Below are 13,011 nucleotides of genomic sequence, written 5' to 3' on the forward strand. Positions count from 1 at the left end.
CCTCAACAGATCGGCAAGCGGCTCTTACACTCCCCCAATGGCAGACCATGCCTTCGCCGCCTTCTTCTTTGTTTCTTGCCACACCGCGCCATCCCATGCAGCCCCTCAGCGTCAACGACTTCCTTCGCCAGCACATCCGCACGGTCCCCGACTGGCCCGCTCCGGGGGTGCAGTTTCGCGACATCACGCCCCTGCTCCAGGACCCCAAGGTTTTCCGCGTCCTGATAGATGCCTTCGTGCACCGCTACATGGACCGCGCGCTGCGCCCCGACGTGGTGGCCGGGCTGGACGCACGCGGCTTTATCCTGGGCGCAGTGGTTGCCTACGAATTGAATGTGGGGTTTGTGCCCATCCGCAAAAAAGGCAAGCTGCCTTTCACCACGGTAGAAGAAACCTACGAACTCGAATACGGCAGCGCCACCGTAGAGTTGCACACCGATGCCGTCAAACCAGGCGACCGCGTGCTGCTGATCGACGACCTGATTGCCACCGGCGGCACCATGATGGCTGGCAAGAAGCTTCTGGAAAAACTGGGCGCCACGGTCACCGAAGGCGCCGCCATTGTCGATTTGCCGGAGCTGGGCGGATCACAGCGCCTGCGCGAAAGCGGCCTTGCGCTTTACACCCTGGTGGATTTCGCCGGGCACTGACCCCCGGTTGAGCGCAGGGCCGGCAAAGGCGTGCAGTCGGGCGCCGCTGCCCGACACAGCCTATTTCAGTTGAGGTCGCCGTATTGGGTGCTGCTGAGGTCCGGAGAGGCCCCATCCGCACCGGGCATCACGGTGTCTTCAAATCCGGTCGGCCGTGAGGGTGGCAGCAAAGGTCCCGACCGCAACGGGACACCCGGCTTGCTGGCCGCGGCAGGCGCTGCCCGTGCGCCAGCGGCATCCGACAGCGCGCGCTTGAATGCCGCTACTTCGTCGGCCTCGATGGGTTCGTAGCGCGGCGCAGGGCGCACCGCAGCGGCCTCGGGGCGAGCCTGCGCAATGGGGGCTGGCCGCACAGGGGGCGCTGCGGCGGCAACCGACGCGGCAGGGCGCAACGAAGGAGCCACGGGAGCAGCCGCCCGCACAGGCACACCGGCTGCGGGCAGAGAGGCCCCCAGCGGGGCAATGCCTTTTTGCGGAATGCCCACTGCTACATGGTCATTGATGCGCCAGTAAACCGCCGTCACCAGAATGTCGTAACGGGCCTTGGCCGTCTGGGCAATCAGCGCCTCGATCTCGCTGAGCCGCACGGTTTCTCCGCCAAACTCGCGGGCCAGGTCCATCATCACCAGAAACTGCCGGCCGCGCTGGTCCAGCGACAACACCTTGAACTTGTAACTGGCCGACAGTACCCCGGCACGCACCATGGCATCCCGCACCACGGTGTAGAGCAGTTCGCGCCGCTCCATGCGTTCATTCTTGCGGTTGGCAGCGTGCTCCACGGGCCGGGGTTCCAGGGCCGGATTGCGTCCCACCGCCAGCGGAACCGTGGCATCCGCGTTGAGCAGGCCCGAGGGTTCGATGGGCGAACGGGGTTTCGACGGTGAAGGTTTGCGGCTAAACCAACTGAACAGGGACATGGTTTGCTTTCTGGCGGAGGCACCGGTGAATATCCGAATTGAGTTTACCCGGCGCGCCCACGCGAGCACCTCCCAATGAACCCGGAAAAAGCGTGAAGAACGCCCGGTGTCAGGTAGCTGCAACGCGGCGGCGGCGGTTGCCCAGCCGTTTCGCCAGCACAGCCCCTGCGGCCATGGCCAGACCCAGCGCAATGGCGGGCTGGCGGTTGGTCAGCTCGGTAAAGCGCAAAGCCGTCAGGGTCCACAGCTTGGTCGGCGCGCTGGCCTGCACCGTGGCGCTGCGGGGGCGCATCGAAAAGAAGGCGCCTTCTCCCACCACCGACCCCGGCCCCACAATCGCCAGCCGCAGGCGCTCCTTCTCGTCTTGGTAGTGCACGCTCAGGCTGCCGCTCTCCACCAGATAAAGCGTTCTGTCCGTCGCACCCTGGGAAAACAGCACATGGCCGGCTGGCACGGCATAGGGCTGCAGGTAGGCGGAAACCGTATCCCACTGTGCGGGCGTCAGAGGATTGGACATGCTGTCGTCTGCATCCGCCTGGGCGATGGCGCTCAGCAGGCCCGTGAGATCGATTTTGGATGCGATGGGTGTAATGGCGTTCATGGTCTGTTGAAGCTAACCTTGTAACAGAGCAGGCACAAGCATTCTTTACGACTGTTTACAACAAAAGCCGGCCAATGCCGTTACTTGCCGATACAAAAACTGGAGAAGATGACACCCAGCAGGTCGTCGGACGAAAATTCGCCGGTGATGCTGCTCAGCGCGTTCTGCGCCAGGCGCAGCTCTTCGGCCAACAGGTCCAGTGCGGGGCCAAGGGCATCCAGCTGGGCCGCTGCCTCCTCCAAGTGCTGCTGCACGGTGCGCAGCGCCTGCACATGCCGGGCGCGAGCGATGTACACGCCTTCTGGCGCCGACTGCCAGCCCGCCACCTCCAGCAAAATGCGGCGCAAGGCATCCAGCCCTTCGCCCGTGCGGGCCGACAGGTGCACGGCGGCCCGCCCTGCGGACGCAGGTTGTGCAGCCCCCGGCACGCAGTCCACCTTGTTCCATACGTCGATGACGGGCACGGATGAAGGCAATTTTTCGGCCAGGGTGCTCTCTATCACTGCGTCCGCTGCCCTGTAGTCCATCGCATCCCGGCGCGCGAGGTCGTGCAGGAACAGCACCGCATCGGCGCCGGCAATTTCGTCCCAGGCGCGGGCGATGCCAATGCGTTCCACTTCGTCATCGCTGTCGCGCAGCCCGGCGGTGTCGATGATGTGCAGGGGCACGCCTTCGATCTGGATCGTCTGCTGCACCTTGTCGCGCGTGGTTCCGGCAATGGGCGTGACGATGGCCAGCTCGGCGCCGGCCAAGGCGTTGAGCAACGAGCTTTTGCCGGCGTTGGGCTGCCCGGCAATCACCACCTTGATGCCCTCGCGCAGCAGCGCGCCTTGGCGGGCCCGCTGCATTACCTGCGACAGCGTTTGCTTCAAATTCGATAGCTGCCCGCGCGCGTCTGCCTTGCGCAGGAAGTCGATTTCTTCTTCAGGAAAGTCGAGCGTTGCTTCCACCAGCATGCGCAGGTGAATGAGCGCATCGCGCAGTGCATGGATCTCGTGCGAGAAAGCGCCCGTGAGCGAGCGGCTGGCGCTGCGCGCCGCCGCAGTGGTAGAGGCGTCGATCAGGTCGGCAATCGCCTCGGCCTGCGCCAGGTCGATCTTGTCGTTGAGAAACGCACGCTCGGTGAATTCGCCCGGCTGGGCCACGCGCAGGCCGGGCAGGGCGGGTTGGCCTGTGGCCGGGTGCGCCTGTGCGCCCGCCTCCAGGCAGCGCGCCAGCAGTAGCTGCAAGACCACCGGCCCACCATGGGCCTGCAGCTCCAGCACGTCTTCGCCGGTGTAGGAGTGGGGCGCGGGGAAAAATAGCGCCAGCCCCTGGTCAATGGGTTGCCCCACCGCATCACGGAAGGGCAGGTAAGTGGCCTCGCGCGGGCGCAAGGTGCGCCCACAAACGGCTTCCACCAGCACCCCCAGCCCCTTGCCCGACACGCGCACGATACCCACAGCCCCGCGTCCGGGGGCGGTGGCGATGGCGGCGATGGGATCGTGGTGGCGGGCGAGCATGGGCAAGGACTTTACAAGGTGGACAGAAAAAAGGCCGCTTGCGCGGCCTTTCGGGGATCAGTTCGTGGATGTCAGCGTTGCCGCTGCAGCATCACTTGAACTTCGGCAAATTGAATTGCGGCGGCACGCCCATGCGGGTGTTGATGATCCACTGCTGCGCAATCGACAGGATGTTGTTCGTCAGCCAGTACAGCACCAGGCCGGCCGGGAAGAAGAAGAACATCACGCTGAAAATCAGCGGCATGAACCACATCATCTTGGCCTGCATCGGGTCAGGTGGCGCGGGGTTCAGCGCCGTCTGCAGCAGCGAGCTGGCCGTCATCAAGAGCGGCAGGATGAAGTAAGGGTCGGGCGTGGACAGGTCGTGGATCCAGCCGATCCAGGGCGCGTTGCGCATCTCCACGCTGGACAGCAGCACCCAGTACAGCGCAATGAACACGGGGATCTGGATCATGATGGGGAAGCAGCCGCCCATGGGGTTGACCTTTTCCTCGCGGTAGATGCGCATCATCTCCTGCTGCATCTGCTGCGGCTTGTCCTTCAGGCGCTCGCGCATCTCCATGATCTTGGGGTTGACGGCCTTCATCTTGGCCATGCTGGCGTAGGCCTTGGCGTTGAGCCAATAGAACAATATCTTGAGCAGCAGCACCAGGCCGACGATGGACCAGCCCCAGTTGCCCAGAATCTTGTGCAACTGGTCCAGCAGCCAGTACAGCGGCTTGGCCAGGATGGTGAGCCAGCCGTAGTCCTTGACGAGCTCCAGGCCGGGGGCGAGCTTTTCCAGGCTGGTCTCGACCTGCGGGCCGGCAAACAGCTGCGCCTGCACGGTCTTGCTGGCGCCGGGCGCGATTTCGCCCACGGGCGTGATCATGCCCACCGAGTACAGGTTGCTGTCCACCTTGCGCATGAAGAGTTCGCGCGTGATGCCGTCACCCAGCAGCCAGGCACTGGCAAAGTAGTGCTGCACCATGGCCACATAGCCATTGGTGGCAGTCTTTTCGAACTCGGGCTTGCCTTCTTCGATCTTCTTGAAATCGACCTTCTGGTATTTCTTTGCGTCGGTGTAGACGGCAGGGCCGGTGAAGGTGGAATAGAACGACGACTCTCCGGGAGGCGGGTTGCCGTCACGCACCAGTTGCAGATACAGCTGGGGCGAAACAGCCGTGCTGCCGGTGTTCACTACCTCATGGGCCACGGCCATGTCGTACGAGCCACGCTTGAGCGTCCAGGTCTTGACCAGCTTCAGGCCACCGAGGTCGGGCGACTCAAAGCGCACGCTCAACTCGTTTTCGCCGTCCAGAAGCGCGCGCGGGCCCGGCACGGCCTGCATCACCGTTTTGTGGGTGGGGTAGGCGCCACCGATCAACCCGGTCTGGGCCACATACACCCGGGCGGCGCTTTCGTCGAACAGCAGGAAGTTGCGGCTCTTGTCCGCCATGTCCACATGCTTGAGCAGCTCGGCATGGGTGAGCGAGCCACCCTCGCTGTCGAACGTCAGGCGGTACACGTCAGTGGTCACCTCGACGCGCTCACGCGCGGCGGGCGCCGCGGGGGCGGGCCGGCCCGGCACCGCAGCCGCGCCTTGCGCGGGCGCGGCAAGCGCCGTGGTGGGCGAAGGCACGCTGGCCGCGCCCGTGGCGGTGGTCGCTGCCCCAGCAGGGCCCGGCGCAGTCTCCGTCACGGCGGGGTTGGAGGAAGGGAAGAATGTGGCCTTGTTACCGTTGTGCAGCTGCCATTTGTCCCACAGCAGAACCATGGAAAAGCCAAAAATCACCCACAGGATGGTGCGGCGAATGTCGTTCATGAAGACTTCTTTGGTGAGGATGGTTGGGTGTTGGAAGGAGAAAGCCGCGAAAAAAGCCGCATGCTGCGCGGCAATTGTTGCGGGACCGGGTCATGGCCCCCGTCACACCAGGGATGGCAGCGTACCAGCCTGCGCACCGTGAGATAACTGCCCGCCGCAGCACCATGCTGCTCCAGCGCCTGCAGCGAATAGGCCGAGCAGGTGGGCTCAAACCGGCAGGACGAGCCCAGCCAGGGGCTGAGGAACAGCCGGTAGCCCTTGACCAGCCCCATGAGTGCTGCACGCATCATGGGGCCACCTGCGCAGGCACTGGCGCCACGGCAGGACGCCGTGCCGCATGGCCAAACAACTGCAACAGTTCAGCCCGCACGGCCAGCTTGAGCGGGTCGGACGTGGCACTGACGAACTGCTTGCGATCAAACGTGGCACGCAGGCGCACCACATGGGCCGCCTGCGGCAAACGGGCCTCGAACAGGTCCGCCACGGCATAAATCTGCCGCTTGATGGTGTTGCGCGTGACAGCGCGCTTGGCCCAGCGTTTGGGCACCATGGCGCCCAGCCAGACTTCATGCACAGCAAACAGGGCCTGCGACCCTTGCACAGATGGCAAGGAGTCGGGCCCTGAGGAAGCAATGGGGTTCACTGCGGCAGCAGCGCTGTTGGCGTCCAGCACCAGACGGTGCAGCGCAAAATGCGCAGTGCGGGAGACAGTGCCTCCCGCCATGGCCGCTTGGAACTGCGGACGGGTTTTCAACCGTTGCACGCAAGCACCCCGTTTGGAACCTGGCGGCGCAAACCGGGGAGCAGGCCGGAGACCGTAACGGCCTTAGACGGCCAGGCGCTTGCGGCCCTTGGCGCGGCGTGCGTTGATGACAGCGCGGCCGCCGCGGGTCTTCATGCGGACGAGGAAACCGTGGGTGCGTGCGCGGCGCGTCTTGGAGGGCTGATAAGTACGTTTCATGATGCTATTCCTTGAGGTTCAGTTCCGGGCTGCTGCTCTTGAACCCCGCCATCCGTGGCCGCAGCGCCCCATGCGGGAGTCGCTCACAACCGAAGACTTGCGGGGCTGAAATAACGGCGCGCCGGGTCAAATCACCCTGAACACATTCAGGGAAACCGAAAATTATCGCAGGCTTGATGCCAACTGGCAATGCCCACCGCGTTGTGGGCCTTTGTCGACCCACAAAAAACCGCACACCCAGGTCCCGCCGCCCTGTTATTTGCAGGTGCTTTTGAAATTGTGGATAACTCCTTGACAAGCTACAATCCGCCGCCTTGAACCGTTCCTCCTATCCACAACAAGAATGCCCCCTGAAATGACCGAGGAATCCCATCGCAGCCCCATGGGCCAGCCCGGCGCTGACGCCGGCCAGGGCCTTTGGCAGGCCTGCGTAGAGCAGCTCGCCCAAGACCTGCCCGAGCAACAATTCAACACCTGGATCAAGCCCCTGATAGCGCAGGTAGCCGAAGATTTTTCCAAGGTCACGCTGCTGGTTGGCAACCGTTTCAAGCTCGACTGGATTCGTGCCCAATACGCGGGCCGCATTGCCGCCCTGCTGGAGTCGATTTACGGGCAATCCGTTACGCTGGAGTTAGCGCTTGCTCAGCGTGAATCCGTTGCGCGCACTTACATCCGGCCCGCAACCACCCAACCCACCGCCCCTTCTGACGCACAGAACCACAGCAGCGACGAAGCCCCTGCCGGCGCCTTTCGCACCCGGCTCAATCCGGCGCTGACGTTCGAGACCCTGGTGGAAGGCACGGCCAACCGCATGGCGCGCTCGGCGGCCATGCACGTGGCGGGCATGCCCGGGCACCTGTACAACCCGCTTTTCATCTATGGCGGTGTGGGCTTGGGCAAAACCCACCTGGTGCATGCCGTGGGCAACAAGCTGCTGGCCGACCGGCCCGATTCCAAAGTTCTCTACATCCACGCCGAGCAGTTTGTGTCGGATGTGGTTAAGGCCTACCAGCGCCGCACTTTTGACGAGTTCAAGGAGCGCTACCACTCGCTCGATCTGCTGTTGATCGACGATGTGCAATTTTTTGCCAACAAGGACCGAACGCAGGAAGAATTCTTCAATGCGTTCGAAGCCCTGCTGGCCAAAAAGAGCCATATCGTAATGACGTCGGACACTTATCCCAAGGGTCTGGCCAACATCCACGAGCGGCTGGTTTCGCGCTTTGATTCGGGCCTTACGGTAGCCATCGAGCCGCCCGAGCTGGAGATGCGCGTGGCCATTTTGATCAACAAGGCGCGCGCTGAAAGCACCGAAATGCCCGAGGAAGTGGCATTTTTCGTGGCCAAGAACGTGCGCTCCAACGTGCGCGAACTCGAAGGCGCGCTGCGCAAGATCCTGGCCTATTCACGCTTCAACCAAAAGGAAATCTCCATCCAGCTGGCCCGCGAGGCGCTGCGCGATCTGCTGTCCATCCAGAACCGGCAGATCAGTGTGGAAAACATCCAGAAGACGGTGGCCGACTATTACAAAATCAAGGTCGCCGACATGTACAGCAAGAAGCGCCCGGCCAGCATTGCCCGCCCGCGCCAGATTGCCATGTACCTGGCCAAGGAGTTGACGCAAAAGAGTCTTCCCGAAATCGGAGAATTGTTTGGCGGGCGCGACCACACCACCGTGCTGCATGCCGTGCGCAAGATTTCTGGCGAGCGCCAGCAACTCACCGAACTGAACCAGCAGCTGCATGTGCTGGAGCAAACACTCAAGGGCTGATGCAGGTGGTGCAAGCCCCCAACGGAAGCGCCCCGGTTAACGGGCAAAATGGCGGTTTATGCGGCAGGGAGGAGGCACAACCTGTGCTGCTGTCCACGCACCGTTCCAAAAACCACAAGAGGTTGACATGATCGTCCTGAAGGCAACACAAGACAAGGTTCTCGCGGTTCTGCAATCGGTCTCCGGCATTGTTGAACGCCGGCACACCCTGCCCATCCTGGCCAATGTGCTGATCCGCAAGACGGGCAATGCCCTGCAGCTGACGACCAGCGACCTCGAAATCCAGATCCGCACCACCGCCGAGCTGGGTGGCGACACCGGTGACTTCACCACCACGGTGGGCGCACGCAAGCTCATCGACATCCTGCGCACCATGCCCGGCGACCAGACGGTGAGCCTCGAATCGGCCCAGTCCAAGCTCATCTTGAAGGGCGGCAAAAGCCGCTTCACGCTGCAGACGCTGCCGGCTGAAGATTTTCCGCTGGTGCAGGAGTCGGCGGCTTTTGGCCCCGTGTTCAGCGTGCCGCAAAAGACGCTCAAAGACCTGCTGGGCCAGGTGTCGTTTGCCATGGCGGTGCAGGACATCCGCTATTACCTCAACGGCATCTTGTTTGTCGCCGAAGGCAAGCAACTGAGCCTGGTGGCCACCGACGGCCACCGCCTGGCCTTTGCCAGCGCCACACTGGATGTGGAAGTGCCCAAGCAAGAGGTGATTTTGCCGCGCAAGACGGTGATCGAGCTGCAGCGCCTGCTGTCTGATGCGGGTGGCGACAACCAGCCCCACATCGAAATGCAGTTTGCCAACAACCAGGCCAAGTTCACGTTTGGTGGCATGGAGTTTGTCACCAAGCTGGTCGAGGGCAAGTTCCCCGACTACAACCGCGTGATCCCGCGCAACCACACCAACAGCGTGACCCTGGGCCGCGCGCCGCTGCTGGCCAGCCTGCAGCGCACCGCCATCATGACCAGCGACAAGTTCAAGGGCGTGCGCCTGAACCTGGAGCCCGGCACCCTGCGCGTGGCCAGCAACAACGCCGAGCAGGAGGAGGCCGTGGACGAGCTCGACATCGACTACGGCGGTGACACTATCGAGATCGGTTTCAACGTCACCTATCTCATCGACGCCCTGGCCAACATGAGCCAGGACATGGTGAAGGTTGAGCTGTCGGACGGCAACAGCTCGGCATTGCTGACCATTCCCGACAACAGCACCTTCAAGTACGTCGTCATGCCCATGCGCATCTGACGCAGCACAGCCACCAGAACACTATTGTTTTGATAGCTGTTAGCGCTTACCCCATAAGCGCTAGAGCCACTTTTTATCATTGAACATATTGGAAACCGCCGGTTTCCACGGATCCCAAGGCCCACCATGACCGCAGACAACACGCAACCCGAGCCCATCGAGAACGGCTCCACCGGTAATGGTGAGCCCGTTGTGCCAAAAATCGACACCAACCAGGCTGGCGCCAGCGAAAGCTACGGCGAAGGCGCCATCACCATCCTGGAAGGCCTGGAGGCCGTGCGCAAGCGCCCCGGCATGTACATCGGCGACACGAGCGACGGCACCGGCCTGCACCACCTGGTGTTTGAGGTGGTGGACAACTCCATCGACGAAGCGCTGGCCGGCCACTGCGACGACATCGTGGTCACCATCCACTCGGACAACTCCATCAGCGTCACCGACAACGGCCGCGGCATTCCCACCGGCGTGAAGATGGACGACAAGCACGAACCCAAGCGCTCGGCGGCCGAGATTGCGCTGACCGAGTTGCACGCCGGCGGCAAGTTCAACCAGAACAGCTACAAGGTCTCGGGCGGCCTGCACGGCGTGGGCGTGAGCTGCGTGAACGCGCTCTCCAAAAAGCTGCGCCTCACGGTGCGCCGCGAAGGCAAGATGCATGTGCTGGACTTCAGCCAGGGCTTTGTGCAAAACCGCATCATCGAAACGGTGGACGGCGTCGAAGTCTCGCCCATGAAGGTGATCGGCGACACCGAAAAGCGCGGCACCGAAGTGCACTTTTTGCCCGACACCGAAATCTTCAAGGAAAACAGCGATTTCCATTATGAAATCCTGGCCAAGCGCCTGCGCGAGCTGAGCTTTCTGAACAACGGCGTGCGCATTCGCCTGAAAGACGAGCGCACCGGCAAGGAAGACGACTTCTCGGGCGCCGGCGGCGTGCGCGGCTTTGTCGAGTTCATCAACAAGGGCAAGACCGTTCTGCACCCCACCTCGTTTTATGCGGCGGGCGAGCGCCCGGCAGAAACCTACGGCGGCATTCCCGGCACGCACATCGGCGTGGAAGTGTCCATGCAGTGGAACAGCGGCTACACCGAGCAGGTGCTGTGCTTCACCAACAACATCCCCCAGCGTGACGGCGGCACCCACCTGACGGGCCTGCGTGCAGCGATGACGCGCGTCATCAACAAATACATCGAAGAAAACGACTTTGCAAAAAAGGCCAAGGTCGAAGTCACCGGCGACGACATGCGCGAAGGCCTGTGCTGCGTGCTGAGCGTGAAGGTGCCCGAGCCCAAGTTCAGCAGCCAGACCAAGGACAAGCTGGTCTCGAGCGAAGTGCGCGCACCGGTCGAAGACATCGTGGGCAAGCTGCTCACCGACTACCTGCAAGAGAAACCCAACGACGCCAAGATCATCTGCGGCAAGATCGTGGAGGCCGCCCGCGCCCGCGAAGCCGCCCGCAAGGCCCGCGAAATGACCCGCCGCAAGGGCGTGCTCGACGGTATGGGCCTGCCCGGCAAGCTGGCCGACTGCCAGGAGAAAGACCCGGCGATGTGCGAGATCTACATCGTCGAGGGCGACTCCGCCGGAGGCTCTGCCAAGCAGGGCCGCGACCGCAAGTTCCAGGCCATCCTGCCGCTGCGCGGCAAGATCCTGAACGTGGAAAAAGCCCGCTACGAAAAACTGCTGACCAGCAACGAAATCCTCACGCTCATCACCGCTTTAGGCACCGGCATCGGCAAGGCCGGCGGCAGCACCGGCAACGACGATTTTGACGTCGCCAAGCTGCGCTACCACCGCATCATCATCATGACCGACGCCGACGTGGACGGCGCCCACATCCGCACCCTGCTGCTCACCTTCTTCTACCGCCAGATGCCCGAGCTGGTCGAGCGCGGCCACATCTACATTGCCCAGCCGCCGCTTTACAAGGTGAAGGCCGGCAAGGAAGAGCTGTACCTCAAAGACGCGCCCGCACTCGACGGCTTTTTGCTGCGCATTGCGCTGAACCACGCCAGCGTGTTCACCGGCACCGCCAGCAACCAGACCCTGAGCGGCGACACACTGGCCGAGCTGGCGCGCAAGCACCAGATCGCCGAAAGCGTCATTGCCCGTCTGGGCAACTTCATGGACGCAGAAGCCCTGCGCGCCATTGCCGACGGCGTTTCCCTCCAGCTCGACACCGTGGCCGAAGCCGAAACCAGCGCCGTGGCCCTGCAGACCAAGCTGCGCGAGCTCAACACCACCGGTGCCCCCGCCGAAGTGGCCGGCGAGTTTGACGCGCGCACCGACAAGCCCCTGCTGCGCATCAGCCGCCGCCACCACGGCAACATCAAGAGCAGCGTCATCACGCAAGACTTTGTGCACGGCGCCGACTATGCCGCCCTGGCCGAAGCCGCCGAAACCTTCCGCGGCCTGCTGGGCGAGGGCGCCAAGGTAATGCGCGGCGAAGGCGAAAAGCAAAAAGAAGAAAAAGTGGGCGACTTCCGCCAGGCCATGAAGTGGCTCATCTCGGAGGCCGAACGCTCCACCAGCCGCCAGCGCTACAAAGGCCTGGGCGAAATGAACCCCGCCCAGCTGTGGGAAACCACCATGGACCCCACCGTGCGCCGCCTGCTGCGCGTGCAGATCGACGACGCCATCGAGGCCGACCGCGTGTTCACCATGCTGATGGGCGATGAGGTGGAGCCACGGCGGGAGTTCATCGAGACCAACGCCTTGCGCGCTGGAAACATCGACGTTTGACGAAAACGATTCACCATGAAAATCGAAAACGCCATTTTCGATTTTCATGGTTCGCGTGGCTTTTACACCGTTGGCTTCTCCGTTAGTCGGGCAGTCCAGTGCCCTCCTGACTCTTGTTGGACCTTCAACAAGTCGTAGGTCTTGAGCATGTCGAGCAGTCCTGAGTGACCATAGCTCTTGGGAGAAAACGACGGATCCGCGCGCTTGAGGTAGGAACCCAACCCTCCTACGCTTACCTTGCCTTCCGGGGTGTCTGCTGCCAAGAGCGTGACTGCTTCCACAATGAACTTGGGGCGCAGCTTGGGGGCTGGCTTGACTAGCTCAGCCTTGCTGGGTTGCTTGAGCGCGACAGACTCTGCTGCCGTAAGCTCGGATTCCGGCGCAGGTTTCACCCATTCAAAGAACTGGTCGCTCGCGTTGCGCAGCGCATCGGGCGACTTGGCCTCACCCACGATATGCACCGTCGCGCCCCGTTCGCGCAACTTGCGGCACAGATAGGCAAAATCAGAGTCGCTGGTGACGATGCAGAACGTCGTCGCGCGGCCGTCGAACAGCGCTTCCATGGCATCCAGCGCCAAAGCAAGGTCGGACGTGTTTTTCCCCGCCGCGTACTGTGGTTGCCATAGCCCCTGCGCAGAACTACACGACCAAACTGCGCCACAACGCGCAGCGCGTACTCCAAAATCTCAGGGCTGGTGTTGTCGCAGTCCACCAGCACTGCGACACGCGACTCCGCATCGCCCATGTGATTTGCCATCGTGTGTGTCCTCCCGTGTGAAAAGTGTTGAATACTTGGCGCAAGCCATTGGAACATCTC

11 protein-coding genes and 1 pseudogene are annotated in these 13,011 nt (G+C 62.7%); 4 read left to right on the forward strand and 8 right to left on the reverse strand.

Annotated features, from left to right (window positions below; genetic code table 11):
• Positions 1-95 precede the first annotated feature (95 nt).
• Positions 96-650 carry an adenine phosphoribosyltransferase gene (locus tag K226_RS0103480; RefSeq protein ID WP_024813483.1) on the forward strand — a complete coding sequence of 185 codons (555 nt, stop codon included), beginning with the start codon at positions 96-98 and terminating at the stop codon, positions 648-650.
• 65 nt (positions 651-715) lie between these two features.
• Here K226_RS0103480 and K226_RS0103485 read toward each other — a convergent pair whose 3' ends face one another.
• The 7 genes from K226_RS0103485 to rpmH all read right to left on the reverse strand — a co-directional run bounded on the left by K226_RS0103485 (position 716) and on the right by rpmH (position 6,435).
• Positions 716-1,567, reverse strand: a complete 852-nt coding sequence (locus K226_RS0103485; RefSeq protein WP_024813484.1) for a hypothetical protein — start codon at positions 1,565-1,567, stop codon at positions 716-718.
• A 109-nt stretch (positions 1,568-1,676) separates the two neighbouring features.
• A complete protein-coding gene (locus K226_RS0103490; RefSeq protein ID WP_024813485.1) occupies positions 1,677-2,168 on the reverse strand; it encodes a Crp/Fnr family transcriptional regulator in 492 nt (163 codons plus the stop codon).
• Positions 2,169-2,248: 80 nt separating this feature from the next.
• A complete protein-coding gene (mnmE, locus tag K226_RS0103495; RefSeq protein WP_024813486.1) occupies positions 2,249-3,670 on the reverse strand; it encodes a tRNA uridine-5-carboxymethylaminomethyl(34) synthesis GTPase MnmE in 1,422 nt (473 codons plus the stop codon).
• Positions 3,671-3,761: 91 nt separating this feature from the next.
• On the reverse strand, positions 3,762-5,474 hold the full coding sequence (gene yidC / locus K226_RS0103500; RefSeq protein ID WP_024813487.1) for a membrane protein insertase YidC: 1,713 nt from the start codon (positions 5,472-5,474) through the stop codon (positions 3,762-3,764).
• Entirely contained in the window at positions 5,471-5,764 is a 294-nt protein-coding gene (yidD, locus tag K226_RS0103505) for a membrane protein insertion efficiency factor YidD (protein WP_024813488.1), read from the reverse strand. Before yidD ends, yidC begins: the two co-directional genes overlap by 4 nt.
• Positions 5,761-6,237, reverse strand: a complete 477-nt coding sequence (locus K226_RS0103510) for a ribonuclease P protein component (protein WP_024813489.1) — start codon at positions 6,235-6,237, stop codon at positions 5,761-5,763. Before K226_RS0103510 ends, yidD begins: the two co-directional genes overlap by 4 nt.
• 63 nt (positions 6,238-6,300) lie before the next feature.
• Complete coding sequence (gene rpmH, locus K226_RS0103515; protein WP_005798102.1) at positions 6,301-6,435, reverse strand: 50S ribosomal protein L34; 135 nt, start codon at positions 6,433-6,435, stop codon at positions 6,301-6,303.
• A 355-nt stretch (positions 6,436-6,790) separates the two neighbouring features.
• Here rpmH and dnaA point away from each other — a divergent pair, with 355 nt between their 5' ends.
• The 3 genes from dnaA to gyrB all read left to right on the forward strand — a co-directional run bounded on the left by dnaA (position 6,791) and on the right by gyrB (position 12,194).
• Positions 6,791-8,206: a chromosomal replication initiator protein DnaA gene (gene dnaA, locus K226_RS0103520; protein WP_081739319.1), complete on the forward strand. Its 1,416-nt coding sequence runs from the start codon at positions 6,791-6,793 to the stop codon at positions 8,204-8,206.
• Between the two features lie 127 nt (positions 8,207-8,333).
• A complete protein-coding gene (gene dnaN, locus K226_RS0103525; RefSeq protein ID WP_024813491.1) occupies positions 8,334-9,452 on the forward strand; it encodes a DNA polymerase III subunit beta in 1,119 nt (372 codons plus the stop codon).
• 126 nt (positions 9,453-9,578) lie between these two features.
• Entirely contained in the window at positions 9,579-12,194 is a 2,616-nt protein-coding gene (gene gyrB / locus K226_RS0103530; RefSeq protein ID WP_024813492.1) for a DNA topoisomerase (ATP-hydrolyzing) subunit B, read from the forward strand.
• Positions 12,195-12,256: 62 nt separating this feature from the next.
• Here gyrB and K226_RS18625 read toward each other — a convergent pair.
• Positions 12,257-12,951, reverse strand: a pseudogene (locus tag K226_RS18625) (NYN domain-containing protein).
• Positions 12,952-13,011 lie beyond the last annotated feature (60 nt).

The sequence above is a fragment of the Acidovorax sp. JHL-3 genome, assembly GCF_000526295.1.
GTDB classification, from domain to species: Bacteria; Pseudomonadota; Gammaproteobacteria; order Burkholderiales; family Burkholderiaceae_C; genus Acidovorax; species Acidovorax defluvii.

Bases quoted from the DNA above. Each gene is read 5' to 3' on its own strand.
- K226_RS0103480 (WP_024813483.1), top strand. From the start codon at position 96: ATGCAGCCCCTCAGCGTCAACGACTTCCTTCGCCAGCACATCCGCACG.
- K226_RS0103485 (WP_024813484.1), bottom strand. From the start codon at position 1,567: ATGTCCCTGTTCAGTTGGTTTAGCCGCAAACCTTCACCGTCGAAACCC.
- K226_RS0103490 (WP_024813485.1), bottom strand. From the start codon at position 2,168: ATGAACGCCATTACACCCATCGCATCCAAAATCGATCTCACGGGCCTG.
- mnmE (WP_024813486.1), bottom strand. From the start codon at position 3,670: ATGCTCGCCCGCCACCACGATCCCATCGCCGCCATCGCCACCGCCCCC.
- yidC (WP_024813487.1), bottom strand. From the start codon at position 5,474: ATGAACGACATTCGCCGCACCATCCTGTGGGTGATTTTTGGCTTTTCC.
- yidD (WP_024813488.1), bottom strand. From the start codon at position 5,764: ATGATGCGTGCAGCACTCATGGGGCTGGTCAAGGGCTACCGGCTGTTC.
- rpmH (WP_005798102.1), bottom strand. From the start codon at position 6,435: ATGAAACGTACTTATCAGCCCTCCAAGACGCGCCGCGCACGCACCCAC.
- dnaA (WP_081739319.1), top strand. From the start codon at position 6,791: ATGACCGAGGAATCCCATCGCAGCCCCATGGGCCAGCCCGGCGCTGAC.
- dnaN (WP_024813491.1), top strand. From the start codon at position 8,334: ATGATCGTCCTGAAGGCAACACAAGACAAGGTTCTCGCGGTTCTGCAA.
- gyrB (WP_024813492.1), top strand. From the start codon at position 9,579: ATGACCGCAGACAACACGCAACCCGAGCCCATCGAGAACGGCTCCACC.